The sequence below is a fragment of the Paenirhizobium cremeum genome (assembly GCF_047553425.1).
Lineage (GTDB): Bacteria > Pseudomonadota > Alphaproteobacteria > Rhizobiales > Rhizobiaceae > Allorhizobium > Allorhizobium cremeum.
Genome location: NZ_CP180217.1, coordinates 455,221 through 480,869, shown reverse-complemented (window position 1 = coordinate 480,869; position 25,649 = coordinate 455,221). Strand labels below are relative to the sequence as shown.

Below are 25,649 nucleotides of genomic sequence, written 5' to 3'. Positions count from 1 at the left end.
TCTGTGAACGTCTTGTGGGGCCACATTCGGCGAAAACATTGATAATCTCCAATTGTCTTTTCTGGAATTTTCAATAGGATATTCCTATCATGCTGACGATACGACAGATGCGCTATTTCGATGCCCTAGCCACAACCCTGCATTTCGGCCGGGCGGCCGAAATGGTGCATGTCAGCCAGCCGGCGCTATCGGCACAAATCATGGAAATGGAAAAGCATCTCGGCGTAAGGCTGATCGAGCGCACCCGCGCCAATACGCTGCTGACGGAGAAGGGGCTGGAGATTCTCGCCCACGTGCGTTCCATCCTTTCAAGCGTCGACAGGCTGGAAGAGGCCGCACGATACGGTTCCGGCACGCTCGACGGATTGCTGCGGCTCGGCATCATCCCGACGGTCGCGCCCTATCTCGTGCCACAGTTGGTGCCATTCCTCAGGCGAGAGCATCCGCGCATCGAACTGGAACTGAAGGAAGCCGTCACCGACCGGCTCGTTGCAGACCTCGCCGAGGGCCGGCTCGACGCCATCATCGCGGCGCTGCCGATCGAGGTCGACAATGTCGTCGGCAAGCCGCTCTTCACCGACCGATTCTACATGGCCATGGCCGATAACGAGAGCGACGTGCTTCTCTCGCCCCTTACGGAAACGCAGGTCAATCCGGAGCGGCTTCTGCTGCTGGAGGAAGGCCACTGCCTGCGCGATCAGGCGCTTGCCGTGTGCAAGGCCGCAAACAAGCGCAGCCTGGTCAACTTCGGCGCAACATCGATGACCACCCTGCTGCAGATGGTGTCGCACGACATGGGTATGACGCTCATTCCGGAAATGGCCGTCGATACGGAAACGGCGCGCACCGCGATCCGCATCGTTCCCTTCGCCGACCCGGCCCCGTCGCGCGAGATCGGCCTCGTCTGGAGACGCTCGAGCCCGCGCCGGCAAGATATGGAGGCACTCGCCGCGGCCATCGTTGCGAGCCGCGGCAAGCTCCGCGCGAGTGGGCGTGGTCACGAGGAGCCCGACGGCCTCCCGTCAGGCTCAGTTCATGAACCAGCCATGGCTGACGACGAGTGACTGCCCCGTCAGCGCATTGGTCTCGAAACCGGCAAACATCAGCGCGACCTCGGCGACGTCCTCGACCGTGGTGAATTCGCCATCCACGGTTTCGCCGAGCATCACCTTCCGGATCACGTCGTCCTCGGAAATGCCGAGTTCCTTCGCCTGTTCCGGGATCTGCTTGTCGACCAGCGGCGTCCGCACGAAACCGGGGCAGATGACGTTGGCTCGTATGCCGGACGAACCGCCTTCCTTGGCCACCACCCGCGCCAGCCCGAGCAATCCGTGCTTGGCGGTGACATAGGCCGATTTCAGCGGCGAGGCCTCGTGCGAATGCACTGACCCCATGTAGACGATGGCGCCACCTCCCTGGCTCTTCATGTGCGGGATGCAGGCTTTCGTGGTCAGGAAAGCTCCGTCGAGATGGATCGACAGCATCTTCTTCCAATCGGCGAAGGGGAAATCCTCAATTCTGTGAACGATCTGGATGCCGGCATTCGACACCAGGACATCGACCCGTCCCCACTTCGCAACTGTCTTCGCAACGCCGGCATTGACCGCCGCCTCGTCCGTGACGTCCATGGCGATGCCGAATGCTTCGCCCGGGCCGATCGATGTTAGGGCCTCGGCCGCCGCCTGAGCCTGGTCTTCCTTCAGATCGGCGATGACGACCTTCGCGCCCTCTTCCACATAGCGTTTGACGATGGCATGGCCGATGCCGCTGGCCGAGCCGGTGATGATGCAGACTTTACCCTTGAGCTTCATGGTCGTTCTCCTTATTGCCAGGTCTCGAGGCCGTGCGTCCTTGCGGGGCGCCGATACCGGACGGCGAGGCGTGGTATCAGCTCTTTCCGTGCCGCTCGTGGGCAAGGTCGAAAATCTGAATTCCGTCGCGCGGGCGGCCGCGGTTTTTCCACTTATCGTGATTGAGTGTGTGCATGACGTCGTCATAGCCTGCCGCCCAGTGCTCGGTGATCGAAGCCCGGGAAAACTCGGCATCCATGGCGTGCGTGGCAGAGGCCGCCCGCCGGTGGATGAGGTGCACGATCGTCACGTCGTATTCGACGCCGATAGACTTCAGAAGTCTGGCATCCTCGTCATCGGCAAATTCCGGCGGCAGTTTTTCAAGAAGCCGCTTGGCGGCGCGGCGAACGACCTGCTTGCGGGCGAAGTCGTCGGTATTCAGGCGCGTCCGGCTGGAATAGCGGATCTCCTTGATACGGCTCTCCGCCTCGAAGTGATCCCTGGGCATGGTCCCGCGGGCGCTGAAGAGGTCGATTTGGAAGATCTCCATGTTGCGCTCGGAGCCATTGATGGAGAGGACATATTGCAGCGGCGTGTTGGAGACGAGACCGCCATCCCAATAGTAACGGCCATCGATCTCCACCGGTGCGAATCCCGGCGGCAAAGCGCCCGAAGCGGCAACATGTCGAGCATCCAGCCTGTAGCGACGATTGTCGAAATAGGCGAAATTGCCTGACACGACCTCGACCGCGCCGAGACTAATACGGGTCCGACCACTGTTCAGAAGGTCGAAGTCGACCAGTTCCTCCAGTGTCTTGAGCAGGGGCTCCGTGTCGTAGAAGCTGATGGCCGCGTCGCGATTGTAAAGGATCTGGTATGGCGTATAGAGGCGCGGCGAAAAGAAACCGGGTATGCCGGTGAGCGCCCCGGCCATCACCGAAATCTCGTTGGAGATACGGCGAAGATCGGCACCGTCATGGCCGAGCCCGAAGGTCAGGTTCGACGAAACCTTGTCCCAGAACGTCCGGAGATTTTCAACGCGGCGTTCCTTTGGAGCTCCGGCGATCAGCGCGGCGTTCACGGCACCGATCGAAATACCGGCAACCCAATCGGGGTCGATGTCATGTTCGTGTAGCGCCTCGTAGGCGCCCGCCTGGTAGGCGCCCAGCGCACCGCCACCTTGAAAAACAAAGACCTGTTCGCACTTGGAATTCGTCATGGTGCCCTGCAACTGTATTATTGCACTGCACCATAAAATAGGAAGTTCTGAACGGCTCGCCAGAGCAAGGAGCGGCCCAAGCCGCCCCTTGCATTCACGTTTCGGTGTACGCGCAGTGACTCAGTTGAGATCGAGAACGATGCGGCCGTCGATCTTGCCCTCTTCCATGCGGTGGAAGATGTCGTTGATGTTTTCGATCTTGTCCCAGGAGAAGTGCGACTTCACCTTGCCTTCGCCGGCGAAGACCAGGGATTCCTCGAGGTCCTGACGGGTGCCGACGATCGAGCCGCGGACCGTGATGCGCTTCAGCACCGTGTCGAAAACCGGCAGAGAGATAAAGCCCGGCGGCAGACCGACGAGCGCCATGGTTCCCTTGGAGCGCAGGAAGCCATAGGCCTGTTCCATCGCCTTGGGGGAGACGGCGGTGACGAGCGCACCGTGCACGCCGCCGGTCACCTTCTGCACCTGCGCGATGGCGTCGGCATCGCGGCCGTTGACCGTGACGTCAGCGCCGAGATCTTTGGCGAGCTTCAGCTTGTCATCGAAGATATCGGCGGCAACGACGTGCATGCCCATCGCCTTGGCATATTGGACGGCCATATGGCCGAGACCGCCAATGCCGGAGATGACCACCCATTCGCCAGGGCGAACTTCGGTTTCCTTCAGGCCCTTGTAGACGGTGACACCGGCGCAAAGGACGGGAGCGGCCGGGCCAAATTCCAGATTATCCGGCAGGCGGCCGACGAAATCCGGGTCGGCGAGGCCGTACTGGGCAAACGTGCCGTTGACGGAATAGCCAGTATTCTGCTGGCTGCCGCAAAGGGTTTCCCAGCCGGTACGGCAGGGCGTGCAGCAGCCGCAGGCGGTATGAAGCCACGGAACGCCGATGCGGTCGCCTTCCTTGATGCGGGTCACGCCGGCACCCAGCTTGGCGACGTAGCCGACGCCTTCATGGCCCGGAATGAACGGCGGGTTCGGCTTGACCGGCCAGTCGCCGTTGGCGGCATGCAGATCGGTGTGGCAAACGCCGGTCGCTTCGTATTTCACGAGGATCTGCCCCGGACCGGGCTCCGGAATGGCCATCTCCTCAATGACCAGAGGCTTGCCGAACTCCCGCACCACGGCGGCCTTCATCACAGATGCCATGTCTATCTCCCTGGTAGATGACTTTGGATTGAACTCACCCTACCCCGCGGACCGTGACGATCACGCGAAGTCGAGGGCAAGCTAGCCCAATGCTGCCAGGCATTTCTTGATTCGCATCAAGCCGAAGGCCAAATTCGCAAAGCCGGCGTCGCACATTTGCGACAGCCGAGAGCGGCAAAACATGCTGCACCGCAACCCTCAGGCGAGGTATTTCTTGAGGAACGCCACAGTGCGCGACCAAGCGAGATCGGCTGCGGCCTTGTCGTAACGGGCTGCCGACGTATCGTTGTTGAAGGCGTGGTTGACCCCGTCATAGACATGCAGCTCAAAGGTCTTGCCATCCTTCTCGAGCGCCGCCTTGTAGGCGTCGATGCCGGCATTGATACGCTCGTCCAGCCCGGCATAATGCAAGAGCAGGGGAGCCTTTATCTTCGGCACGTCCTCTGCCGGCGGCTGCGCGCCGTAATAGGCGACGCCTGCTCCGAGTTCCGGCGAGGCGACCGCCAATCGGTTGACGAGACCGCCACCCCAGCAGAAGCCGATTGCCCCCACCTTACCGTTGGCCTTCTCATATCCGGCAAGAAAAGCGCGCGTCGCTTCGCCATTTGCGACGGTGGCCGCCATGTCGAGTTTGGAAAACATCTCGCGCGCCTGGTCCTCGTTTTCCGGCGTACCGCCCTGCGGCGAAAGGAAATCGGGGGCAAGCGCCACGAAACCTTCGAGCGCCATGCGGCGCGTAACGTCACGGATATGTGGATTGAGGCCACGGTTTTCGTGAATGACGATGACGGCAGGCAGCTTGCCTGCCGCGTCCTTCGGCACCGCCAGATAACCCTTCATCTCGCCGGAACCGCCGGGATAGGCGATCTCCTGAGTGTCGAGACGAGCGTCGTTTTCCTCGATGACGGCGGCGCTCGCCTTGCTGGCGGCTAGCATCGGCGCAATCGCCGCTGCCGCAGCACCCGAGCCGGCAAGCATTGTCAGCTTTTCCATGAAACGGCGACGGTCGAGCGTCAGATGGGTGTATTCGTCATAGGCGGCGATCATCGCCTGGGTAATTTTCGGAGTGCTCATGGGATCTTCTCCTCCCTCGTCTCATTGCCCATACGGCCTTTCGGCCCCGACCGATGATAGGAGCCTCTGGCAGCGGACTAAGACACATGCGCGTGAGCGCCGTTCACTTTTCAGGAGGTCGCCATCCAGACAGCGAGCCAGACCCACATTGCGCCGAGAGAAAGAAAACCGGCCATGAACAACGGGAAACGCAACGCCATACGATTGCTGGTGACATGTACGGCTGCATGGGCGTAGCGCGTGGCGACGAAGATCCAGGAGAGCACGACGGACGCCAGATTGTCCGCCTCGGCGATGAAAAGAAGAACGCAGCAGAGATAAAAAAGCACCGGCAGCTCGAACTGGTTGGCGATGCAATTCCTTACGGACAGGCTTTCCGGCGGATCGTTGCGGCCCCAGCGCATCGTCTCCTCATCGATGCGGCCTTCGCGCAAAAGCCGCCGGCGGCGCAGGCGCAACAATCCATAGAGAGCGTAAACAAGAAAGACCTGGGCGAGAATGGGCCAGAAAATCTGGAAGCCTGTCATCGAAGACATCTCCGTCCGCGGCAAAATACAAAAAACATTCAATAGAAAAGGGCGGCCGGAAAAGGCCGGCCGCCCATCTGGCAGAAGCGATCAGGCGGCGCCCGGATAGTTGGGGCTTTCGCGGGTGATAGTCACACCATGCGGATGGCTTTCGCGCAGGCCCGCACCGGAAATGCGCACGAAGGTCGCCTTCTGCTGGAAGTCCTTGATGTCGTGACCGCCGACATAGCCCATCGCAGCCTTGAGACCGCCTGCGAGCTGGTGCAGCACGGCCGATACCGGACCCTTGTAGGGAACCTGACCCTCGATGCCCTCGGGAACGAGTTTCAGCGTATCGCGCACCTCGGCCTGGAAATAGCGATCGGCGGAGCCGCGCGCCATGGCGCCGACAGAACCCATGCCACGGTATGCCTTGAAGGAACGCCCCTGGTAGAGATAGACCTCGCCCGGGCTTTCATCCGTGCCAGCAAGCAGCGAGCCGACCATGACGGCCGATGCGCCGGCGGCAATCGCCTTCGCCAGGTCGCCCGAGAACTTGATACCGCCATCGGCGATCACCGGAATACCGTACTTGTCGGCTTCCTCGACCGAGGCCATGACGGCGGCGAGCTGCGGCACGCCGACGCCGGCGACGACGCGCGTGGTGCAGATCGAGCCCGGGCCGATGCCGACCTTGATGCAATCGGCGCCGGCATCGATGAGCGCGCGGGTGCCCTCGCCGGTCGCCACGTTGCCGGCGATGATGCGGACCGAATTCGACATCTTCTTGACGACCGACACGGCGTCCAGAACCTTCTGCGAATGGCCATGCGCGGTATCGACGACGATGACGTCGACACCGGCCTCGATCAGCCGCTCGGCACGTTCGCGGCCGTCGTCACCGGTCGAGATTGCGGCGGCGACGCGCAGGCGGCCGTGGATATCCTTGGCGGCATTCGGGTTGAGCTGCGACTTCTCGATATCCTTGACGGTGATGAGGCCGATGCAGCGGCCGTCATTGTCGACCACCAGCAGCTTTTCGATGCGGTGGGCATGCAGAAGGCGCTTTGCTTCCTGCTGGTGGACATTCTCCCTCACCGTGACGAGGTTTTCCTTCGTCATCAGTTCATGGATCTTCTGGGAATGATCCGAGGCGAAGCGGACGTCACGGTTGGTCAGGATGCCGACGAGGCGGCCGGGACGGCCACCGTTCTCCACCACCGGGATACCGGAGATGCCGTGAGCCTTCATCAAGGCCAGCGCCTCGGCGAGCGTCGCGTCGGGGCCGATCGTCACGGGATTGACGACCATGCCGCTTTCAAACTTCTTGACCTGCCGGACTTCCTCGGCCTGCTCGACCGGTGTCAGGTTCCGGTGGATGACGCCGAGACCGCCGGCCTGGGCCATGGCGATGGCGAGACGGCTTTCGGTGACCGTATCCATGGCGGAGGAAAGGATCGGCAGCGAAAGGTCGATGTCCTTCGCGATCCGGGTTGCGATGTTGGTCTGCCCCGGCATGACCTCGGAGTGTCCGGGCTGCAGGAGAACATCGTCGAAGGTGAGCGCTTCCGCTCCGGTTGCAGAGGTTACGATGCGTGCCATTGCCAATTCCTTCGGTTGAATAGGCAGAATCCTCCGGGAAAGGGGTTTCTCCCCCGGACGCTCCTGCATGAAATGCTTGGAAGTTGGCGAGGGCTGGTAACACGTTCATGACAGGAAGGGAATAGCAAAACCTCGGCCGGGCGCGCATTGCATGCCTGCAAAACCGCAAAGGCGGTAGCGAAGGAGTAATTTTGTGCATTGCAAAAGATTTTACCGATTTTCCAAACCGACCTTGAAAGGTCCGCTCGTACTATCCGGACAGGCTCAAGAACGGGCCTGGGGAAAGGGGTAAGCACGATGAACAACCTGCAGCAACGCGCACGCGCATTCGAAGACCAATATGCACACCAGCAGGAAATGCTGTTCAAGGCGGAGGCCCGCCGTAACGTCATGATCGGCAAGTGGGCTGCTGAGGCCATGGGCCGTCCGGATGGCGAAGCCTATGCTCGCGAACTGGCTCTGACCCAGGTCAACGAGCCGCACCGCCTGCTGGAACGCCTGCGCCGCGACTTCGAGGCAGCAGGCGTCGAGGTGAAGGATACCGAGATCCAGAGCCGGATGCTCGAAATGCTCCATCAGGCCGCGGAAGAGCTTCACGACAAGGGCTGAAGCTCCTCAAGATCTGTCCAGACGCCGGCCGGATCGGCCGACCGGCGCGCCGGTCGCCGCTGCTCAGATGTCGAACTGATAGGATTTCGGCACGAACCGGTAACCCATGTCGAGCTTTTCGACATAACCGACCGCCGGGAAAGGCATGTGGTAGCCCAGGAACGGCAGACGATCCGCCGCCGCCATGTCGAAGACACGCTTGCGGGTTGCGGCGGCCGCGGCCTTGTCCATGTCGAATTTCACCTCCCAGTCGGGACGCTGGAGCGACAGCACGAAATGGTTCGCGGTGTCGGCCGCCAGAATGAGCTGGCGACCTTCCGATTCCAGCCGGTAGATCATGTGACCCGGCGTGTGGCCGAAGGCGGCCTCGGCGGTAACGCCGGAAACAACAGAAGCTCCGCTTTCCACGAACGTCATCTTCTCCGCCAGGGGCTTCACATTGGCGAGTACGCCCTTGTGCCCGTTCTCCGCCGGGGTTCCCGCCCGACCCGGATCGACCCAGAAATCGTATTCCGCGCGCCCTGCAACATAACGCGCATTCGGGAAGGCCGGCTTGCCGCTTTCCATCAGACCGCCGATATGGTCGCCGTGCATATGGGTGAGCACGACGATGGAAACGTCCTCGCGCTTGTAACCTGCGGCCGTCAACCCCTCGATCAGGCGGCCGCCGCCCTGGGCGCGGGCGCCCTCCCCGAAGCCCGTGTCGAACAGGATGATATCCGAGCCGGTATTGACCAGCACGGGCGAGAAGCTGTTGACGAACTGGTCGGTCGGCAGGAAGTTGTCGGCGAGCAGTTCGCCGACCGCCTCGACCGGCTGGTCTGTGCCGAAGGTTTCGCCGGGATTGGCCGAAGGCCGCGATCCGTCCTTGACGACGACAAGTTCGAAACCGCCCATCTTGAAACGATGGGTTTCCGGCGGCATGGCGTGGTTGATATCCATGGACGTATCGGCCTGCTGCGCGAGCGCCGCGCGGGTCATGACCATGGGGGCAGCCAGCGCGGCAAAACCCGCACTCCCAAGCAGCATGCGCCTATTCATTGCCGTCATAGCCTTCTCCTCTTCCAACCGGTTGGCGACCGCCCAACGGCGGCCATGGCGGGCAAGATAGGCCATGTCGTTGCCGGGAGAAGCACCTTCACGCAGACGTGATCCGTCGAGCCGCGATGCCATTGGCAGATGCCGCCACTGCGGTTAAAAGGGCATCGCCTGGCCATCTCCCAGCCGTGCAGGATTCCCGCCTGATGAACCGCATCACCCCTCTCATTCTCGCCGTTGCGCTGTTCATGGAGCAGATGGATTCGACGGTGATCTCCACGGCTCTGCCGGCGATTGCGACCGACCTCGGCGTCGGCCCGATCACGCTGAAGCTGGCGCTCACCTCCTATATGGTGGCGCTGGCGATCTTCATTCCCGTCAGCGGATGGATGGCGGACCGCTACGGCGCGAAGAAGATCTTCCGTGCGGCCATTCTCGTCTTCATTGCCGGCTCCATCCTCTGCGCAATGTCGCAGTCGCTTCTCACCTTCGTCGGCGCCCGCTTCCTGCAGGGTATGGGCGGCGCGATGATGACGCCGGTCGGGCGTCTCGTGCTGCTTCGCACGACCAAGCGCAGCGAACTCGTTTCCGCCATGGCGCTCCTGACCATTCCCGCCCTTGTCGGCCCCCTGACCGGGCCGCCGATCGGCGGTTTCATCACCACCTATTTCAGCTGGCAGTGGATCTTTCTCATCAACGTGCCGATCGGCGTTCTGGGCGTGTGGCTCTCCACGATCTACCTTCCCGAAGTGCCGCCTACATCGACCCCTGCGATCGACATCAAGGGGTTTTTCTACATGGCGTTCGCCACCTCTGGCGTGGTGTTCGGTCTGTCAGTTATCAGCCTGCCGGCGCTGCCGCTGCAGGTCGGCTTCGGCGCAGTTGCGATCGGGCTCATCAGCGGCACCCTTTATGTGCGCCATGCAAGGCAACACAGCACTCCGCTCCTCGATCTCGAACTCTTCCGCAACAGGGCCTTCCGCGCCTCGATCACCGGCGGCTCCATCTTCCGCATCGCGACCGGAGCCATCCCCTTCCTGATGCCGCTTATGCTGCAGCTCGGCTTCGGCATGACGCCTTTCCAGTCCGGCCTCATCACCTTCATCGGGGCGATCGGAGCGATCACCACCAAGTTCATGGCGCGCCGCGTCTTCGCCGCAGCGGGCTTTCGCACCGTGCTGATCGTTGCTGCGCTGGGCGGCGCGGCGATGACGGCGGCCAATGCCTTCTTCACCCCGGCCACGCCTCACATCGTCATCATGGGCTTCCTGCTCGTCGCCGGTTTCTGCCGCTCGTTCTTCTTCACCGGCGTCAATTCGCTGGGTTATGCCGATATCGAGGACGAGCAGGCCAGTCAGGCGACGTCAATGAGCTCGGTGATGCAGCAGGTCAGCCTTGCGCTGGGCGTCGCCGTCGCCGCGGCGATCCTGGAGGCCAATATCGCGCTTCACGGCCGGGAACTATCGCTCGCGGATTTCCATCTGGCCTTCACCATCGTCGCCGCACTTTCGCTGCTGGCGGTCATCCCCTTCATCGGCCTGGCGCGCGACGCAGGCGCCGCCGTTTCCGGCCATCGCCGGCCGGCAGACGTGGGCGAGGACATACCCGTCAAATAAGGGTTGAGGACAGCCTATTGCGGCCGTTCGCAGACGGCGGACAGCTTGTTGCCGTCGGGATCGCGCACATAGGCTGCATAGAAATTTGCGTGAAAGGGCCGAAGGCCCGGCGGGCCATCGTCCGTGCCGCCATTCGCGAGGGCCGCGGCGTGAAAGGCATCGACCGCCGCACGGCTCTCCGCTTCCAGCGCGACCATCGAGCCGTTGCCACGCGTGGCCGGCTCTCCGTCGAAAGGCTTTGTCACCCAGAGACGGCAGCGCACGTCGTCATCCGCCCCGTAACCGGCCTCCACCTCCTCCGTCCGCTGCCGCTTCAGGCCGAGCGGTGCGAGTGCGGCATCGTAGAAGGGAATGGCGCGGGCAAGATCGTTGGTTCCGATCGTCACATAGAGCAGCATGCGATGGCTCATTCGTCAGCTTCAGCCGTCTCGTCTCCCGCATCCTGCGGCTCGGCAGCACGGCGACCCTTGAAGCCCTTGGCCAGCAGGAACATTTCCACCGATTCGGCACGCGACGAGCCCGGCTTCACATGAACGACCTGACGGAAGTTCTGCTTCAGCATGGTGAGCAGTTCCTTCTCCGTGCCGCCCTGGAAGGTCTTTGCCAGGAAATGGCCGCCTTCCGCGAGAACCTCGACGGCAAAATGCGCTGCAACCTCGCAAAGATGCATGGTGCGCAGGTGATCCGTCTTCTGATGCCCGGTGGTCGGCGCCGCCATATCGGAAATGACCAGATCCGGCGTGCCGCCGACGGCCTCGATCAGCTTTGCCGGCGCCTCAGGGTCGAGGAAGTCGAGCTGAAGAACCCTGACGCCGGGCAGCGGCGCCATTTCCAGGAAATCGATCGCGGCGACACGAATGTCCTCGTCGGTCGACCCCGTGACGTTGGCCGCGATCTGCGACCAGCTTCCCGGCGCCGCGCCAAGGTCGATGATCCGCTTCGCGCCCTTCAGGATCTGGTATTTCTCGTCGATCTCCAGAAGCTTGAAGGCCGCGCGCGCGCGGTAACCCTCGAGCTTTGCCCGCTGCACATAGGGGTCGTTGATGTGGCGTTCGAGCCAGCGGCGGGAGGAAGCCTTGAGCTTGCCCTTCTTGACCTTCTGGCCAAGCTTACGGCCGGTGCGGTTGCCGCTCACGGGTGGTTTCGTCATTGCATCAGCGCTCCCTGTGGGGCCGGCGCGGGCGGCCACGCCGCCACACCCCGTCATCGGCCATCATGTCGGTCAGCAATCCTTCCCTCAACCCGCGGTCGGCGACGCGCATACGGCTTGCCGGCCAACGGCGGCGGATCGCCTCGAGGATGGCGCAGCCGGCCAGCACCAGATCGGCGCGGTCCGGACCGATGCACGGATTGGCGGCGCGGCCGGCATAATCCCACGACAGGAGCTTTGCCTGCATGGCCGAAACCTCGGCGTCGGAAAGCCACAGGCCATCCACCTTGCGGCGGTCGTAACGGGGAAGATCGAGATGGACGCCAGCGAGCGTCGTCACCGTTCCGGAAGTGCCGATCAGGTGGAAACCGTCCTCTCCCGCCTCCGATCCGAATGGCTGCGGGCAGTCGAACCGGTCCAGCATCGCCTGCACCTCACGGGTCATCGCCTCGAAGACGGTGGGCGTCACATCCCTTCCGCCGTGGCGTTCGGACAGGGTGACCACGCCGACCGGCAGCGAGGTCCAGTGGGTGATATGATTGGCAAGCCGGCTCGAACGATTCTCGCCGATGCGGATGACCGCGATTTCCGAGGAACCGCCGCCGATGTCGAAGAGGACGACGGACCGGGCTTCGCGGCCGACGAGCGAAGAGCAGCCGGATACCGCCAGACGCGCCTCCGTCTCGCGGTTGATGATTTCGAGGCTGAGCCCGGTCTCGACCGTGACGCGGGCAAGGAATTCCTCGCCGTTTTCGGCCGCGCGGCAGGCCTCGGTCGCAATCAGCCGCATGCGCTTGATCTCACGGCCGGCGAGCTTGCCGGCACAGATGCGCAATGCCTCGACGGCGCGATCCATGGCCTCCGCGGAAAGCCGGCCATTGGCCGCCAGTCCCTCGCCGAGACGGACGATTCGCGAGAACGCATCGACCACGCGGAACTGGCCCGGCCGCGTCGGCTGGGCGATCAGCAGGCGGCAGTTGTTGGTGCCGAGATCGAGCGCCGCGTAGAGTTCGTCCGACCATTGCTCGTGACCGCCTTGACCTCGTCCCCGTTCTGCAGCCTGCGGCGGATGGCGACGGCCCGCATGATGATGATGCTCGTGGGCATGATGCGGGCGAGGATGATGATGCGGCTGGGGAGAGACGGCATCCGGCGCCGGCTGGCGGGCGGACTCGGCCTGCGGCGGCGTTCCCGCCGGGGCAAGCGGCCTCACCTGCGGGCCGCGCCGGTTACGGTTGCGACGGCGTTTCTTGCCCGCGCGGCCGTCGACGGCGGGCGCAGCCTCGGTCGCGGTTTTTTCGGGAGAAGCCTGCTCCGGCAATGCCACAACAGCAGTCTCGGAACCCTTGGCATGGCCCGAGCGGTTGCGTCGCCGCCTTTTGCGCTTGCGGACAGGGCCATCGGCCACGTCGATATCGGAACGTCGCGTTGCTGCAGCCGCCTGATTTGCGGCATGCTCCAAAGCCTGAACGGTCGCGCCCGCCTGCGGCGCTGCGCTCCTTTTGGCCTTGCCGCGCCGGCGGGATGCCCCGCCTTTGCGTTTACCCGTCGACGCCCCCTCGCTTGGCGGCCTCTGGCCGCGATCGGGGTCTGTCACTGATCTTGTCCATTGCACCGCGCAAAGGCTTCGTCGTCATCCGAAGTCATGCTGCTGGCGCATTCTCGATTTCCGTTGGCAAAATGATATCAGCGAGCGGCCCATTCGCCAAACTGTTTTTGCCGCCGCCTGCCAGACCCTGCCCACGCCATCGCCACCGGCATCATTTTTTACGAAGTTTTTTTCAAAACGGGTATTTGCAAGCGCCGATCTTTTTGGTTATAAGCCCGCTCACCGACGGACCGCCCAAGGCGCTTCGCTCCGTTGGGGAATAGTTCAATGGTAGAACAGCGGACTCTGACTCCGTCGATCTTGGTTCGAATCCAGGTTCCCCAGCCAATTCTCCCTAAAAGCCCTTAATTCCTTGATTTTCCCGTCGTGCCGGATACCGTTTTGGGCATCATTGGCGACCTGATGCCCAAAACTGGTGCCCAGAGGTGATGCCCACGCGAGATTTACGCGATGGACGAACCTCGGGGCAAAGACAGGGCATTTGCCATGGCCGTGCGCCACGAGGTCGAGAATCTGATCCGCCGCGGAAACATCTTCTATTGGCGGCCACGCGTCCCGGCCGCCTTTATCCACTGCCGTCCCGGCAGCCGCCTTTCACTCAGCCTTCACTGTTCAGACCATAAGAAGGCTCAGATCATCGGCCGGAAGCTCAACACGCGACTGGCCGAATTGAAGTTGAACTCGAAGGAAACGATGTCCAAGCTACAGCTCCAAAAACTGTTCGAGCATGAGCGTGACAAGGAACTCGAACGGCTCGACGACATCAACACGCTGGCAAGGCGCAATGGGCGTGGCGGCAATATCGAGGAGATGGAACTCGATCTCGAAGCAGGATGGGCCTACCAGCTCCTGGCAAAGTTCGGAACGCGCGTGGATCTGTCTCTGGAGAATGACTGCGCGGGCCTGACCTATCTTTTGAACAATGGCGTGCCGGCATCGCATGTCGATGCCATCAGGGCAAACTATCGCGGCGAACTGACCGTGGCGCGCAGCCCCGGTTTTGAAGACGGCATCCGACGGCTGATCTACCAATTCGAAATTGACGACACCGTCGCTAATCGTCAGCGCGCCATGTCCAAGATCTTCGAGGGTCGCGCCGCGGCTCTTCTCGATATCGAAGAGCGCCACGAACTGGTGGACAAAAGTCGGAGCGAATTCACGGGCGACGGAAGAGCCGTGACGCCAAATGCCGAGGTCACGGAAGCCGAACCTCCGACCCCAGACTCTTATCCTTTACCGCCGCCTTCGGTTGTTGAACGACCATCCGCATCAGCTCTTACTGCCGCGCCGGACGATCCGGAAATCGCCTACCTCGACCTGATCCAACCCTCAGCCACGAGGAAACAGGCGGGGTCGAAGGCTTCAGAAGCCGGGCAGCGGGTGGTCGCGGTTTCGGACTTCGAACAGGAGTGTGACAAGCTTATCGCCAACATGGGCAACGAGTGGACGGCTGAGACTGCCCGTGACGCCAAGGCCCTTGTGCGCATGTTTCAGTCCGTGCTTGTTGAACATGGTGTCGAGCATTCCGGGCAGATCGAGCAATATCACATCGGCCTGTTGCGCCAGCACTTCAATGACATTCCCACCGACTGGGGCCGCAGCAGCCGGATGCGCGTGATGTCGGCGCCGGAACTACGCGCCAAAGGTAACGAGATGCGCCGAGCGGCGGAAGCATCCGGAACAAAGCCGAAGGTCGGCCTTGCCGCCGCGACGATCCGCAAGCACTTCGGAAACCTTAGCCATTTCCTGAAACATCTGAAAGGCCATGGATTCGAAATCGAGGGATGGACCTTCGAAGGTCTTCGTCCACGAAAGCCCAAGGCTGGCGATGTTCGCCAGCAGCAATACAAGCCGAAACCTCAGGACATCGCTCCGATTTTTTCCAGCCCGGTATATGCGGGCTCGCAGGATCACATGCGGGGACGACGGCGAAAGCCTGGCACGCAGGTCTTTCACGATTCGCTCTATTTTTTGCCGATCCTCCTCACCTATCTTGGTCCCAGACGTAAAGAGTTTGCCGGGCTTCATGTCGACGACATTGCAAAGGACGAAGAGGGCTATGTCATCATTCTCCAAACCAATGACACACGCCGGTTGAAGACGACTCAATCTCGGCGGCTCCTGCCCTTGCCGGATGAACTGGTCCGACTTGGATTCATCGAATATGTCCAAGCGATCAAGAAGCTGGGGTATGTGCAGCTCTTTCCGGATCTCTTTTCGGACAAAACGGACAACGATCCCGGCAATAGGTTCTACGATACCTTCGTCCCTGTGATGCAGGCTGCGCTTGGCAAGAACATGTGGTCGCGTGCCATTCACGCGCTTCGGCATGGCATGGCTGATACGCTGAAGCAGGCGGGCGTCTCGACGGAGGTGATCGATGACATTTCCGGACGGCTAAGCGAGGGTAGCGAAACGAACACGCGCTACACCAATCCGGCAGGCCTCCCGCTGATGCGCGAGGCCTTGAAGCACTATCCTGTCATCACGGCGGGCATCGAGCGAAAACCATTGCAGCTCCTCCCTTGGGTCGAAAACAGGCAACCACCGCCATGGGCACGTGCAGGCAAGAAGGGATGAAACCGAGGCGGAAATAATTTCCGCACCTTGCCTCGCTTCATGGCGCAGCAACACGACGGGTGCGTTATCGCGCTCTGGAAAATCGATTCAGAATCAAACGGCGTTTTAAGAAGTAATGGGGGGAGCAGGTATCCAATGAGCAAACGCCGTTTGGCGCGAGACCGTGGGAAGACGACGGCGGAGGACGTCGCATGGCCGATAGAGTGACGGCTCACGTCTCCCGTTCGTTTCGGTCCGGAAAGAGCAGATGGAGCTTCCTGCGGAAGGGAAGACCACCGGACCGGTATTTGGCGACGAGGTCATCGAAGACGGCATCGCATTCGCGCTCATCGAAGCCCTGCTCAGTCAGCATGGAGACGATCACGCCCTGGAACGTTTCAAGCTCGGCCTCCTGGCCCTTTTCGACCGCGCGCCGGATGAGCCAGAACAGCGCCACCCTCGCGACGTCGTCCCGATCGGGCCGCCGTGCTTTCCTATTGGCATCACGAAGCGCCTTCTGCCGCTGCCTTGCCACTTTCAAGTTCATTGCCCGCCCTCCTGCTCCTTAGCCTCCTTTATGGTCGAAGGACCGGCCTACCGGCGCAAGCGCCGTTTGGCGGAATCGGAATTCCAGAGTTGAGAATCGGTGGCCTGGAACATTGAATCAAAAGAGCGCAATTTGTCTCAACGTGCGGGCACGTCATGTCGCATCGACACCGGTTAACCCGAGGCAAACGCCGTTGCTGAATCAGCCTCCTCGACCTTTGAATCAAAAATCCAGACCACGGAATCAAATGAGCGCAATTTGTCTCAGATTGCGGGCGACCTGAGACAAGTCGTCTGCAATTCAGGCCAACCCGAGGCAGATCAGGTGGCATCATTGCCTTGGCGCCGGGCGTCGATTTGTCCGGATGTTATGCTGTCAGTTTCCAGCCGTCCGATTACCGTGCTTCCGATCCTCCTGCCTTAGAAGCTGCGTCACGGCACCTCCATCCAAGGCCTGGGCGTCGAACAGGGCCTTGATGAGGGCATCGAGCCTGTCCCTGTTCTTGCTCAGAACATCGACTGCCCGCGCCAGAGCCTTTTCCAATCGTGCATGAATGCGGGCCGCGAGATCCAGATTGCTGTCGAGCACAGCGGTCGGGTCATGGTCTTCGCGATAAAGCAGCGGCTGGACGGCGCCGAAGCCAAGGGAACGCTCCATGGCAAGTGCCAGCCTGGTTGCTCGCGCGAGATCGCTGTCCTCAGTGCCGCCGGAGCCCGAGGAGACCGCACCGACGACGATCTGTTCCGCAGCCCGTCCGGCCATCAGCATCGCAAGCATGTCCTCGCGATAGCCGAGCGTATCGCTGCCGGACGCGGTGAATCCGAGCTGGCTGTAGCCACCGCCTCCGGATGTATCGATGTTCAGGCCGTGGATCGGGCCGAGCCGCAGCGCATGATGGACGACCGCATGTCCGGCTTCATGAATGGCGAAGCGCCAGCGCAGATCATAAGGCACCTGCGGCCGATCCATCCGGATGCCTTCCTCGAGATCTTCATATCGGATCGACCGCTTTTCCCGTCGGGCTTTCAGGCGCGCCTGCCGAACGATCCGCTCGATGTCGGCGCCAGTCAGGCCCATCGCCCGGATTGCCAGCCGCTTTAGCACCAAAGCGGCCGCCTCAGGTGTGGCCGGTTCGATATGCTTCGATGTCGTTGTCATGTCGTCGTTCCTTTCCGGGTGTCACCTGAGCCGTGTGCATCGCTGGCAGTGTCAGCATCATTTTCTGGCGGCGGCGGGCCTTCCACATGCGTTCCCTTGGCGTCCGCCTCCAACTCGTCGTGAGTCTCGCCGTTCAGCTTTCCAGCATCGCCAACCAGCACCGCCAGATCGTCACCGAGATGATGCATGAAGATCTCAGCAAGGGTTGCGGTATCAGGCATGGGGATTTCGATATGCGTCTCCAGCCGCCCGGAGCGTTTTATCGCATCATCAATCTGGTCCGGCCGATTGGTGGCGCCGACGATGATCAGCCCTTCGCTCTTCACGGCCCCATCGAGCAACTCCAGCGACTTGTTGACCACCGTATTCCAATAGTCCGCATATTCACGCTCTGCCGGCTGCCGCTTGCCGATGCCATCGATCTCGTCGATGAACAGAATGGACGGGGCGATCGCGCGGGCCTCGGCGAATGTCTTAGCCATCTTGGCGATGACATCGTTGAGATGGCCGCCCTGCAGCCAGGTGGAGACCGATGTGACGACCAGCGGCACCTGCAGGCTGTTGCACAGCGCCCGCGCAAAACTCGTCTTGCCGGTTCCGGGTGGACCGTGCAGCAATAGTTTGGTGCTCAAGTCCGACCAGGCGAGAGAACCCGCCCTGTGATCGGCGAGATCAGCCTTGAGATCCAGTGCCCAGGTCTTGGCCTTGCCGTATCCGGAGAGCGTCTCGACCACCAGCGATGGGCGATCGTCCTCTCCCGGCCCCCAGGGCTCCGGCTGGATGATCTCGGCCCCCGACGGCTTGTCACGTTTCCATCCGCCGCCACTGTCTTTCCCGGAGGAGGATTTCTCCGCCGCTGCGCCATCCTGTTTCGACTTCGAAGATTTGTCGGTCGCCTTGGATACTGGTTCGTCGTCGTCATCATCACCATCGCGAGCGGCAACACGATTGCGCTCGGTCAGTGAAGCCAGCACGTCGATCACCTCGGACGCGCCGCGACCCGGCCGGAACGCCAGCACCACGTCGTCGATGGTCAGATAATGCGCATCATAGGCATTGGTCCATCGGGTGAGCGTCGCCAGACCGACGTCACCATATACGGCTTCGAACATCATGCTGATGAAGGGGTAGTCGAGGAACCCGCCGACCAGGGCGACATCGGCGGCGATGCTGATTTCGGATGGGATGTGCTGTGCCGTCTCCGAGATCGCCACAACCGGATAATCTCGCGTCAGCGCATTGACCAGTCGCCGCTGCAGCGTGGCGCCTGTCAGGCGATGAGCCGACTCGCCGATGAACTGGATGTACGCACGCCCCGTGCCTTCGGCGGCGGCGAAGCTGCCATCGTCATAGACATAGTCACCGTCGATGCCGTTCGGGACAGCCCCGGGGAGAAAGCCCGGCAATTCAATCAACCGCCGCATGGCGCGTTCGAAGCCCGCCACGGGTGCGTGCAGGCAGACAACTGGCGCCGCCATGGCAATCGTCTGGACGATCCTGGCAAGCGGCATGCGCGTGTTCTCGATCGCGCGGGCCAGCACCAGAGCCGCCACGACGTTACTGACCAGCGGTGACCTGCCCGCCCGGCCAACAAGACCGACGGCATAGGCACGGCGCTGGTGATTGATTGCTGCGCCATGATCTTCGGCTGTCGCCTGATCGGGTCGGTTTAAAGACGGCAGCAACGCTGTCGACGCCTTACCCTCAGTCACCACAATGTCGGACGGTTGGGGTGGCGGCAACAGATAGGCCGCGAAGGTGCGGCGGATCCAGGCGACGTCACGATCCCGATCACCGCGCATGCGATCGGTACCGAATGCGGGACTATAGCGGCGGAGAATATGACCATCGACTTCGACGATCTTCGCAGACAGAAGCCCATTGGCATGGGCATTGCGCTGGGCGTCCCGGCGGGCGACACGGTCGAGACGGCGCAGCAGAAGACGGGCGAGTTTATTCATCGGTCTGGCCCTCCGTCATCGCGGCAATAATTGCCGTTTTGGGACCGGATGATCCCGCCTTCACCGCCGTGCGTTTCTTCAAGCTCCCCGGCCCAGCCCGGCGACGCTCGCGGATCCGGCGACGAAGTGGACGGGGCTCGGCTGGACTCCGGTCGCCCGCATCCGACTGAAGCGGAGCCACGAGATCGCGGTTGCGGTGCGCGAGCCAGTCGAGCATCAGGCGGCAGGCGGGATTGCCACGCTCGGCCTGCGCCTGCAGTCGGCTGATAACCGTGTCCGGCACGGTGCCGGTCAGACCATCGCCCTGCCTGACATGACCAAGGGTCAGTCCGATCAGGAAGGCCGGATCGTCAGCGAGCGGATCATGACGAGCAGGTCCGGGATAGCGGAGGACGGTGCCATGCGAATGATGGCAGGTAGTGTTCAGTGACGTCGAGGGCGATTTGGTCGCCTCGCAGCGGATGCGCGGCGGCACATCCGGGGTGATGTCGGAAGACATGGAAACTCCTTCGCCGAACCACGCTCGGGTCCAGCGTCATTGGGAGATGGAAAGGGAAAGCCGCAGCCTCGAGGCCTGATGGTCACACATGGCGGTCGACATCCGGTGCCTGACGGCAAGCGTCAGGGCGCGGCGGTCAGGCCATCAGGCAGCAGGCATCAATGGCAGTCGGATGACGTGCTCGATCAGTGCCGAGGGCGCCGGGCAAAGCCAACCCGAACAAACATGGGGACCGGTTCATCATCCTCGGTTTCATCGGCGTCCCTGAAGCCGTCATCATCAATGCGATCGCGCAGATCGTCATCGTCGCAAGACCGGGCAGCCAGATCTTCCTCATAAGTCCGGCTCGGTCCATTGAGGTTGATCCGCGGATGGAGCACCGCAGTCACAGCCGTTGTCATCACTGCCGGATGCATCACGGGCATCTTGTCCAAACCAAGCGCCTTGCGCGCCTCGGTTTCGAGAAGCTGCTGCACGCGGATGCTGAAGCGCAGGCGCAATTCGGCCATGCAGTCGGCCACACCATCGATCTCCAGCAGGTCGTCGAGTTCGGAGAGCGCCCAGATGCCGGTAGCGTGGTCACTCGGACGGCTGGCGCCGTCGACGATCGCCACCTCGACCGCATCGACCATCAGCCGCTTCTGGTTCTTGTAGAGCCAATCCGGCAGGACCATGGCCGACGCCATCATCTTCAGCTTCAACTCTTCGAGCCGGCTTGTGTCGCCATAGGACGCCAACGACCGCTTCAAGTCGAGGATATAGGCCGTGTGCCGGGCTCGGTTCACGATGATGAGGTCGGGTGTGTAGCTGCCCTTGGCCGGCGCCTCGCAATCGAGCTTCACGCCATCGAGGCTTGACCAATCATTCCCGGCCACCGCTTCCATGGCCGCCTTGACCAGCGGCAGCTTCAGGGACTGGGTCAGGACGATGATGCTGGGGTTCGCTTTCGCCAGACGCTCGACCGCCTGCTCCAGCAGCTTGCCTTCCCGGAAGGACACCGCCCGGACGAGCGAAGCGATGTTGACGTAGTGACCGAGGATCTCGTCCTCGGCCGGTTCGCCGTCCATGATGGCGTTGATGGCTCGATCGATCAGCAGATCGAGATCGGCTTCGACATCGGCGAAGCGAACGAGATGCGGATGGCGGCGCAGCACCGCCGGTTCGCGAACAGCAGTCGGAGGCGCATTGCGGCCAAGGCCGAACGGGCGCGGGCGGGGTCCGGAAGCTGCGGCAGTGTTGATGATCGAACGGAGAACTTCCCCATTGGGGATCGTAGAGGTAAACGTGGTCATAGCCCGATTCCTTTTCGCGAAGGCTTGAGGGTCAGGCCCTTGTCGATGTCGCAAGCATCGGCTTGGGCCGCTTGTTCCGGCCATCCGGAACAGCCGCAACCTGGCAGGACCGGCGCTCGGGCTCAAGGACCCCTCGACCAAAAAAGAGAACGAAGCCGGTACAAGGTTAACGCCGGGCTCACGGTGATCTCCAAACCGAGGCCGACTGAACGCCTGCGACAAGTGCGAGGCAACCGCCTCAGCGATCATCGTGTCCGACCGAAACCACCAATGAGAAAAGGCCGATAAGCGGCCCTCTCGATGTTGATGGAAAGGCCGGACATCCGGCCCTCCAGTTTTAGTTGCCGCTTCACGCCGCGGTCGTCGATGGCGAAGTCGGTTTGATCTTGTCGATGAACGCGGGGCGCTGAAAGCGCTTCTCAGGCTTGGCAAGCGCCTCGGCCACCGAAGGGATGGCGTCATCGTCAGATGCAGGCACCTTCAAGTCGCCGGTCATGATAGCGGTAAATCCATCCGTGAGCATCGCCAGGTTCTCCTCCAACGACGGCCTGCTCAATGCCTTTGCCTTAGGCGAGGCCGAGGTTTTAGCCGGGGCCGAAGTGTCCGCGACAACCTTGGCAGAAGCGACCACGCCCTTTGCAACATCAGCCTTGACCTCCGGCCTGGTCGCCTCGCCTTTCTCGGGCGCCGCCCAGTTCAGCAGCGGCACGACCTCGGTTTCCAGCCAGGTCCGAAGCTCGGCCTTATCGGGCCAGGAGGTCTCGCTGCCCATCTTGTAGAGCAACCGGCTGACCTTTTCCCAACCGGATTTTTCAGGCAGTACCGTCACCGTTGTGTCATGCTTGTCGTTCGGATGCGGCGTAACGAACTGGATGAGGCTTTGCAGCTCGCGGTGCGCGAGGCGTGCCGTGAGGTGGGTTTTGGCGGCGAGATCCTTCTTGACGATGTTGTGTTTCGGCAAGGCCTCCAGCACGTGGGTGCGGATCTCTTCGACATGTCCCAGGAATGACTTCATGCCGTCCCGCACCTTGATGGCGATGATCGCCTTCAGCCCAGCAGGCCCACCGACATCGTAGGCATCAATTTCGGGCTTCTCCTCACGGTCCTGCTTCGACCCGGACATGATCGCCGTGACGTCCTGAACGCGCAGCCGATCATGCATGCTGGCAAAGCCGATGATCTGTTCGACCTGCTCGGGCGTGGCCGCACTCATCTTTCCAAGCACGGTCGGACCCACGGCAAGCGCAACCAGGATCTCTTTATAGGGCTGAAGGTTGCGGTGGACCGCACGCTTGGTGCGTACGTGCCGCGCGGTGTAGCCGCAACATTCGACCGCCCATTTCTCCAAGGTCCCTTCGGGCAGAAGCGTGGCGATCCTATCGAAACGCTCCCCCTCTTCGAATGCATCCTCCGTCGATCGGCGCCGCGCGCCGACAAGGTGCTTGGCCTCCTCCTCGAGCACGCTCTTCAGCTCATCGCTGATTTCGTGCTCCTCATAAAAGGGGCGGGCGCGGTGGGCCGATGCGGCCGATTTGCTGATGATACCCATATTCTATCTCCTTATTTGCTTGAGATCGCAAGACTCAACGACCTTACAGAGAATATTATTGCACGCCGATCAAGCAATTCAACCAACCGGGAGTTTTGCAATAATTGCTAACCAAGAGATATGCTTTAAAATATACTATAGATACTTCCGAATCGACCGGTTTTCCTCCTGTGCGCCGGAATCTTGCTTTTCATTGAGGCAAGTAAAATCCGCACTTAATGCGTGTGTCATCCGGGGCGATTTCCGGCCTCTCACGGCCGCACTGGGGACGAGATCTATCCCTCGACGACAACGCCATCCGATCTCGTTGAAGACGCACTCGCGCGGAAATAACTTCCGGATCGACGACGTCACCTCGGCACCCGTGGCGGGCTACCCGGATCAATCTTGCAATTTTGCGATGCGTGATGAATGTATCCTGCGACAGGGGGATGCATATGACAAAATCGTGGATGGTTCGCGCCGAACGCAACGGCCGCTTGTTCGATGCGTTCAAGGAAAAGTCGGTCGTTGCCATTGGTTGGCCGGCGCTGGGCGACCTGTCTGACGCCAAGAGCCGCAAAGCCATCGGCGAAGCGCTGGCAAAGGTCTACGCTGGCGCCAAGCCGCAGGGCCAGGCCATGGCAGCCGGGCAGCTTCATCGCTTCGTCAATGAGATTAGCATCGGCGATATGGTCGTGACCTACGATCCGTCGCGCCGGGTCTATCTGGTGGGTGAGATTTCCAGCGCCTATCGCCACGATACCTCGATAGACCCGGAAGACACACAGGTCCGTTCGGTGCGATGGGATGGGGAAGTCAGTCGTGATCTGCTCTCTGTCGAAAGCCGCAACAGCCTCGGCTCCATATCGACCCTCTTTCGACTATCCAACGATGTCGCGGCAGAGCTTAAGAAAGCTTTATCCGGCAACATCACGACACCCGCCGAACTGTCTGCCCCAGTGGCCGAGGCTGCCGAGGAGGATCTTTTCGAATCCATGGCCAGCCGGGCCCATGAGTTCATCAAGGACAAAGTGAATGCCTTGAGCTGGTCGGAAATGCAGGATCTCGTTGCGGGTCTGCTCCGCTCCCTCGGCTACAAGACGCGCGTCTCGGACGCTGGTCCCGATCAAGGTAAGGACATCGTCGCCTCGCCCGATGGTTTCGGCTTTGAGGCACCCCGCATTGTTGTGGAGGTCAAGCATCGCAAAGGCTCCATGGGCGCGCCGGATCTTCGCAACTTCATTGCCGGGCGTCATGACCTCGACAAAGGGCTTTACGTCAGCACCGGCGGTTTTACCCGTGAGGCCCGCTATGAGGCCGAACGCGCCCGCATCCCGACTGCCCAAATGGATCTCGATGATCTGGTGAAAAGCCTTCTTGAGCAGTACGATAAGCTCGATCTCGAAACCCAGCAGCTCATTCCCCTGAAGTGTATTTTCATTCCAGCATGGTCTTAAGTGAAAAGCCCCGTGATGATATCAGGGCCACAGAGAGATTATGGCATGCTGGAGCAATTGCGCGTGGCTAGCGAAGACAATCATTCCTACAAAATGTCATTCGTAGTAGGAGGCTTGTTCCTGAACGAGAGCATTGAACTCGTTCACCTTAATGATGTGGCAGCAGATTGGGACAGAACGCGGGAACTCGCCTTCGCCCGAGGAATCACCTCGTTACCTAAAGCAGCTTCCCGGCGCCGAACTCTTCGGGAGATCATAAGTAGGCTTTCAAAGCTATCCGAGGCGGAGGTTCGCCATTTTGCTGAGGTGGGAGACCGTATAGATCAGCAGTCCTTGCTGTGGTTGGCGGTCTGCCGGGAGTACCGCTTCGTGCGAGAATTTGCGATTGAAGTTGTGCGAGAACGCTTCTTGTCTCTTCAAATTGCGTTGCCACTCCAGGCCTTCGATGCATTCTTCGCCGCAAAAGCTGAGTGGAATGAGGGGCTGGCGAAGATCAGCCCGACTACAAGAGCCAAGCTGCGCCAGGTACTTTTCCGGATCATGCGTGAAGCAGGGATCATCTCACCCGAGAACACGATCCTCGCGACCTACATCTCACCGCGGCTGCATGGAATAATTTCAGACCGAAACCCTTTGGATCTCCATATCTTTCCGGGTCTCAAAGACGACAGAGGCATCGCATGAACCAGCCATCAACGCGAAAGGAGCGCTCCGCGCACCTGTTCAAGGTCATCACGAGCCAGCGGTTCCTGACGAAGCAAGGCCTTGGAAACGAGGTCCCGTTCTTCATTTATCCCTATGATGCAAAGGAAGGGCTGTCGGCAAACGAAGACAGGCGTGATCTCATCACTCGGATTTCCAACGCAGGTGTGGCAGTCCTGGACTTAAGCCTCTACGATTTGTCCCTTCAGATTCTGGAAGAGCGCGGCATCCTTGAGCAGGTTCTCGAAATCGAGCCGGAGACGGATAAGAGCGAACTGCGGGAATTGCTTCAGTCGGTTCTGGACCCTCAGGCGAATCTGATTCCGAAGATCGGCGAAGCCATCTCATCCACACCGCACGACGTTATTTTTCTGTCAGGCGTCGGTGAAGTATATCCCTTTATACGGTCGCACAACGTCCTGAACAATCTTCAAAGCACGGCGAAGGACAAGCCCACCGTTTTGTTCTTTCCTGGAAGCTACACCCACGCGCTTGCGACAGGGGCGTCCCTCGACCTCTTCGGCTGCCTGCACGATGACAAGTACTACAGAGCTTACAATATCTTGAATTACGAGGTCTGATCC

General features: G+C 61.2%; 23 protein-coding genes and 1 tRNA gene. 8 read left to right on the top strand and 16 right to left on the bottom strand.

The window, feature by feature from the left end; translation table 11 throughout:
* Window positions 1-89 precede the first annotated feature (89 nt).
* Entirely contained in the window at window positions 90-1,064 is a 975-nt protein-coding gene (locus tag ACLBKR_RS02250; RefSeq protein WP_112828341.1) for a hydrogen peroxide-inducible genes activator, read from the top strand.
* On the opposite strand, the gene ACLBKR_RS02245 is transcribed toward ACLBKR_RS02250, so the two are convergent.
* The 6 genes from ACLBKR_RS02245 to guaB all read right to left on the bottom strand — a co-directional run bounded on the left by ACLBKR_RS02245 (window position 1,029) and on the right by guaB (window position 7,337).
* A complete protein-coding gene (locus ACLBKR_RS02245; RefSeq protein ID WP_414900496.1) occupies window positions 1,029-1,811 on the bottom strand; it encodes a 3-hydroxybutyrate dehydrogenase in 783 nt (260 codons plus the stop codon). The genes ACLBKR_RS02250 and ACLBKR_RS02245 overlap by 36 nt on opposite strands.
* 76 nt (window positions 1,812-1,887) lie before the next feature.
* On the bottom strand, window positions 1,888-3,009 hold the full coding sequence (locus ACLBKR_RS02240; RefSeq protein ID WP_414900494.1) for a DUF3734 domain-containing protein: 1,122 nt from the start codon (window positions 3,007-3,009) through the stop codon (window positions 1,888-1,890).
* A gap of 120 nt (window positions 3,010-3,129) precedes the next feature.
* The gene (gene adhP, locus ACLBKR_RS02235) at window positions 3,130-4,155 is read right to left on the bottom strand and encodes an alcohol dehydrogenase AdhP (RefSeq protein WP_113339739.1); all 1,026 of its coding nucleotides are present in this window, start codon (window positions 4,153-4,155) and stop codon (window positions 3,130-3,132) included.
* A 198-nt stretch (window positions 4,156-4,353) separates the two neighbouring features.
* The gene (locus ACLBKR_RS02230; protein WP_113447969.1) at window positions 4,354-5,229 is read right to left on the bottom strand and encodes a dienelactone hydrolase family protein; all 876 of its coding nucleotides are present in this window, start codon (window positions 5,227-5,229) and stop codon (window positions 4,354-4,356) included.
* 110 nt (window positions 5,230-5,339) lie between these two features.
* On the bottom strand, window positions 5,340-5,756 hold the full coding sequence (locus ACLBKR_RS02225; RefSeq protein ID WP_113339737.1) for an MAPEG family protein: 417 nt from the start codon (window positions 5,754-5,756) through the stop codon (window positions 5,340-5,342).
* A 90-nt stretch (window positions 5,757-5,846) separates the two neighbouring features.
* Window positions 5,847-7,337 carry an IMP dehydrogenase gene (gene guaB, locus ACLBKR_RS02220; protein ID WP_112828347.1) on the bottom strand — a complete coding sequence of 497 codons (1,491 nt, stop codon included), beginning with the start codon at window positions 7,335-7,337 and terminating at the stop codon, window positions 5,847-5,849.
* Between the two features lie 297 nt (window positions 7,338-7,634).
* On the opposite strand from guaB, the gene ACLBKR_RS02215 reads away from it, so the two are divergent.
* Window positions 7,635-7,946, top strand: coding sequence for a DUF1476 domain-containing protein (locus ACLBKR_RS02215; RefSeq protein ID WP_112828348.1), 312 nt, complete (start codon window positions 7,635-7,637; stop codon window positions 7,944-7,946).
* 63 nt (window positions 7,947-8,009) lie between these two features.
* Here the strand turns inward: ACLBKR_RS02215 and ACLBKR_RS02210 are convergent, their stop codons facing one another.
* Window positions 8,010-8,987, bottom strand: a complete 978-nt coding sequence (locus tag ACLBKR_RS02210) for an MBL fold metallo-hydrolase (RefSeq protein ID WP_113339773.1) — start codon at window positions 8,985-8,987, stop codon at window positions 8,010-8,012.
* 203 nt (window positions 8,988-9,190) lie between these two features.
* Between ACLBKR_RS02210 and ACLBKR_RS02205 the strand changes: the two genes are divergently transcribed.
* Window positions 9,191-10,600, top strand: coding sequence for a DHA2 family efflux MFS transporter permease subunit (locus ACLBKR_RS02205; protein ID WP_113447970.1), 1,410 nt, complete (start codon window positions 9,191-9,193; stop codon window positions 10,598-10,600).
* Between the two features lie 14 nt (window positions 10,601-10,614).
* Here the strand turns inward: ACLBKR_RS02205 and ACLBKR_RS02200 are convergent, their stop codons facing one another.
* From ACLBKR_RS02200 to ACLBKR_RS02190, 3 genes are read right to left on the bottom strand one after another with little or no spacing between them, the layout of a single operon-like run.
* Complete coding sequence (locus ACLBKR_RS02200) at window positions 10,615-10,998, bottom strand: VOC family protein (protein WP_113339772.1); 384 nt, start codon at window positions 10,996-10,998, stop codon at window positions 10,615-10,617.
* Window positions 10,999-11,006: 8 nt separating this feature from the next.
* Window positions 11,007-11,750, bottom strand: a complete 744-nt coding sequence (locus ACLBKR_RS02195; RefSeq protein ID WP_112828349.1) for an RlmE family RNA methyltransferase — start codon at window positions 11,748-11,750, stop codon at window positions 11,007-11,009.
* Window positions 11,751-11,754: 4 nt separating this feature from the next.
* The gene (locus tag ACLBKR_RS02190) at window positions 11,755-13,347 is read right to left on the bottom strand and encodes a Ppx/GppA phosphatase family protein (RefSeq protein ID WP_113447971.1); all 1,593 of its coding nucleotides are present in this window, start codon (window positions 13,345-13,347) and stop codon (window positions 11,755-11,757) included.
* Window positions 13,348-13,612: 265 nt separating this feature from the next.
* Between ACLBKR_RS02190 and ACLBKR_RS02185 the strand changes: the two genes are divergently transcribed.
* Both ACLBKR_RS02185 and ACLBKR_RS02180 read left to right on the top strand, forming a co-directional pair.
* Window positions 13,613-13,686: transfer RNA gene (locus ACLBKR_RS02185), tRNA-Gln, on the top strand.
* 123 nt (window positions 13,687-13,809) lie between these two features.
* Window positions 13,810-15,939: a DUF6538 domain-containing protein gene (locus ACLBKR_RS02180; RefSeq protein ID WP_414900489.1), complete on the top strand. Its 2,130-nt coding sequence runs from the start codon at window positions 13,810-13,812 to the stop codon at window positions 15,937-15,939.
* 211 nt (window positions 15,940-16,150) lie between these two features.
* Here the strand turns inward: ACLBKR_RS02180 and ACLBKR_RS02175 are convergent, their stop codons facing one another.
* From ACLBKR_RS02175 to ACLBKR_RS02150, 6 genes are all read right to left on the bottom strand, one after another.
* Entirely contained in the window at window positions 16,151-16,465 is a 315-nt protein-coding gene (locus ACLBKR_RS02175; protein WP_414900487.1) for a hypothetical protein, read from the bottom strand.
* Window positions 16,466-16,840: 375 nt separating this feature from the next.
* Window positions 16,841-17,623, bottom strand: a complete 783-nt coding sequence (locus tag ACLBKR_RS02170; RefSeq protein ID WP_414900485.1) for an ATP-dependent Zn protease — start codon at window positions 17,621-17,623, stop codon at window positions 16,841-16,843.
* Window positions 17,620-19,584 carry an ATP-binding protein gene (locus ACLBKR_RS02165; protein WP_414900483.1) on the bottom strand — a complete coding sequence of 655 codons (1,965 nt, stop codon included), beginning with the start codon at window positions 19,582-19,584 and terminating at the stop codon, window positions 17,620-17,622. The genes ACLBKR_RS02170 and ACLBKR_RS02165 overlap by 4 nt, the downstream gene beginning before the upstream one ends.
* Window positions 19,577-20,083 (bottom strand): hypothetical protein, encoded by a 507-nt coding sequence (locus tag ACLBKR_RS02160; RefSeq protein ID WP_414900481.1) that lies wholly within the window; start codon window positions 20,081-20,083, stop codon window positions 19,577-19,579. Before ACLBKR_RS02160 ends, ACLBKR_RS02165 begins: the two co-directional genes overlap by 8 nt.
* Window positions 20,084-20,268: 185 nt before the next feature.
* Window positions 20,269-21,375, bottom strand: coding sequence for a hypothetical protein (locus tag ACLBKR_RS02155; RefSeq protein WP_414900479.1), 1,107 nt, complete (start codon window positions 21,373-21,375; stop codon window positions 20,269-20,271).
* Window positions 21,376-21,724: 349 nt separating this feature from the next.
* The gene (locus tag ACLBKR_RS02150) at window positions 21,725-22,924 is read right to left on the bottom strand and encodes a hypothetical protein (protein WP_414900477.1); all 1,200 of its coding nucleotides are present in this window, start codon (window positions 22,922-22,924) and stop codon (window positions 21,725-21,727) included.
* 452 nt (window positions 22,925-23,376) lie between these two features.
* Here ACLBKR_RS02150 and ACLBKR_RS02145 point away from each other — a divergent pair, with 452 nt between their 5' ends.
* From ACLBKR_RS02145 to ACLBKR_RS02135, 3 genes are read left to right on the top strand one after another with little or no spacing between them, the layout of a single operon-like run.
* Window positions 23,377-24,363, top strand: coding sequence for a restriction endonuclease (locus ACLBKR_RS02145; RefSeq protein WP_414900475.1), 987 nt, complete (start codon window positions 23,377-23,379; stop codon window positions 24,361-24,363).
* Window positions 24,364-24,408: 45 nt separating this feature from the next.
* Entirely contained in the window at window positions 24,409-25,047 is a 639-nt protein-coding gene (locus ACLBKR_RS02140) for a DUF1819 family protein (protein ID WP_414900473.1), read from the top strand.
* A complete protein-coding gene (locus ACLBKR_RS02135; RefSeq protein ID WP_414900471.1) occupies window positions 25,044-25,646 on the top strand; it encodes a DUF1788 domain-containing protein in 603 nt (200 codons plus the stop codon). Before ACLBKR_RS02140 ends, ACLBKR_RS02135 begins: the two co-directional genes overlap by 4 nt.
* Window positions 25,647-25,649: the final 3 nt, after the last annotated feature.

What these genes read in the sequence shown, in the direction of transcription:
- ACLBKR_RS02250 (WP_112828341.1), top strand. Translation starts at nt 90, where the DNA reads ATGCTGACGATACGACAGATGCGCTATTTCGATGCCCTAGCCACAACC.
- ACLBKR_RS02245 (WP_414900496.1), bottom strand. Translation starts at nt 1,811, where the DNA reads ATGAAGCTCAAGGGTAAAGTCTGCATCATCACCGGCTCGGCCAGCGGC.
- ACLBKR_RS02240 (WP_414900494.1), bottom strand. Translation starts at nt 3,009, where the DNA reads ATGACGAATTCCAAGTGCGAACAGGTCTTTGTTTTTCAAGGTGGCGGT.
- adhP (WP_113339739.1), bottom strand. Translation starts at nt 4,155, where the DNA reads ATGGCATCTGTGATGAAGGCCGCCGTGGTGCGGGAGTTCGGCAAGCCT.
- ACLBKR_RS02230 (WP_113447969.1), bottom strand. Translation starts at nt 5,229, where the DNA reads ATGAGCACTCCGAAAATTACCCAGGCGATGATCGCCGCCTATGACGAA.
- ACLBKR_RS02225 (WP_113339737.1), bottom strand. Translation starts at nt 5,756, where the DNA reads ATGACAGGCTTCCAGATTTTCTGGCCCATTCTCGCCCAGGTCTTTCTT.
- guaB (WP_112828347.1), bottom strand. Translation starts at nt 7,337, where the DNA reads ATGGCACGCATCGTAACCTCTGCAACCGGAGCGGAAGCGCTCACCTTC.
- ACLBKR_RS02215 (WP_112828348.1), top strand. Translation starts at nt 7,635, where the DNA reads ATGAACAACCTGCAGCAACGCGCACGCGCATTCGAAGACCAATATGCA.
- ACLBKR_RS02210 (WP_113339773.1), bottom strand. Translation starts at nt 8,987, where the DNA reads ATGAATAGGCGCATGCTGCTTGGGAGTGCGGGTTTTGCCGCGCTGGCT.
- ACLBKR_RS02205 (WP_113447970.1), top strand. Translation starts at nt 9,191, where the DNA reads ATGAACCGCATCACCCCTCTCATTCTCGCCGTTGCGCTGTTCATGGAG.
- ACLBKR_RS02200 (WP_113339772.1), bottom strand. Translation starts at nt 10,998, where the DNA reads ATGCTGCTCTATGTGACGATCGGAACCAACGATCTTGCCCGCGCCATT.
- ACLBKR_RS02195 (WP_112828349.1), bottom strand. Translation starts at nt 11,750, where the DNA reads ATGACGAAACCACCCGTGAGCGGCAACCGCACCGGCCGTAAGCTTGGC.
- ACLBKR_RS02180 (WP_414900489.1), top strand. Translation starts at nt 13,810, where the DNA reads ATGGACGAACCTCGGGGCAAAGACAGGGCATTTGCCATGGCCGTGCGC.
- ACLBKR_RS02175 (WP_414900487.1), bottom strand. Translation starts at nt 16,465, where the DNA reads ATGAACTTGAAAGTGGCAAGGCAGCGGCAGAAGGCGCTTCGTGATGCC.
- ACLBKR_RS02170 (WP_414900485.1), bottom strand. Translation starts at nt 17,623, where the DNA reads ATGACAACGACATCGAAGCATATCGAACCGGCCACACCTGAGGCGGCC.
- ACLBKR_RS02165 (WP_414900483.1), bottom strand. Translation starts at nt 19,584, where the DNA reads ATGAATAAACTCGCCCGTCTTCTGCTGCGCCGTCTCGACCGTGTCGCC.
- ACLBKR_RS02160 (WP_414900481.1), bottom strand. Translation starts at nt 20,083, where the DNA reads ATGTCTTCCGACATCACCCCGGATGTGCCGCCGCGCATCCGCTGCGAG.
- ACLBKR_RS02155 (WP_414900479.1), bottom strand. Translation starts at nt 21,375, where the DNA reads ATGACCACGTTTACCTCTACGATCCCCAATGGGGAAGTTCTCCGTTCG.
- ACLBKR_RS02150 (WP_414900477.1), bottom strand. Translation starts at nt 22,924, where the DNA reads ATGGGTATCATCAGCAAATCGGCCGCATCGGCCCACCGCGCCCGCCCC.
- ACLBKR_RS02145 (WP_414900475.1), top strand. Translation starts at nt 23,377, where the DNA reads ATGGTTCGCGCCGAACGCAACGGCCGCTTGTTCGATGCGTTCAAGGAA.
- ACLBKR_RS02140 (WP_414900473.1), top strand. Translation starts at nt 24,409, where the DNA reads ATGCTGGAGCAATTGCGCGTGGCTAGCGAAGACAATCATTCCTACAAA.
- ACLBKR_RS02135 (WP_414900471.1), top strand. Translation starts at nt 25,044, where the DNA reads ATGAACCAGCCATCAACGCGAAAGGAGCGCTCCGCGCACCTGTTCAAG.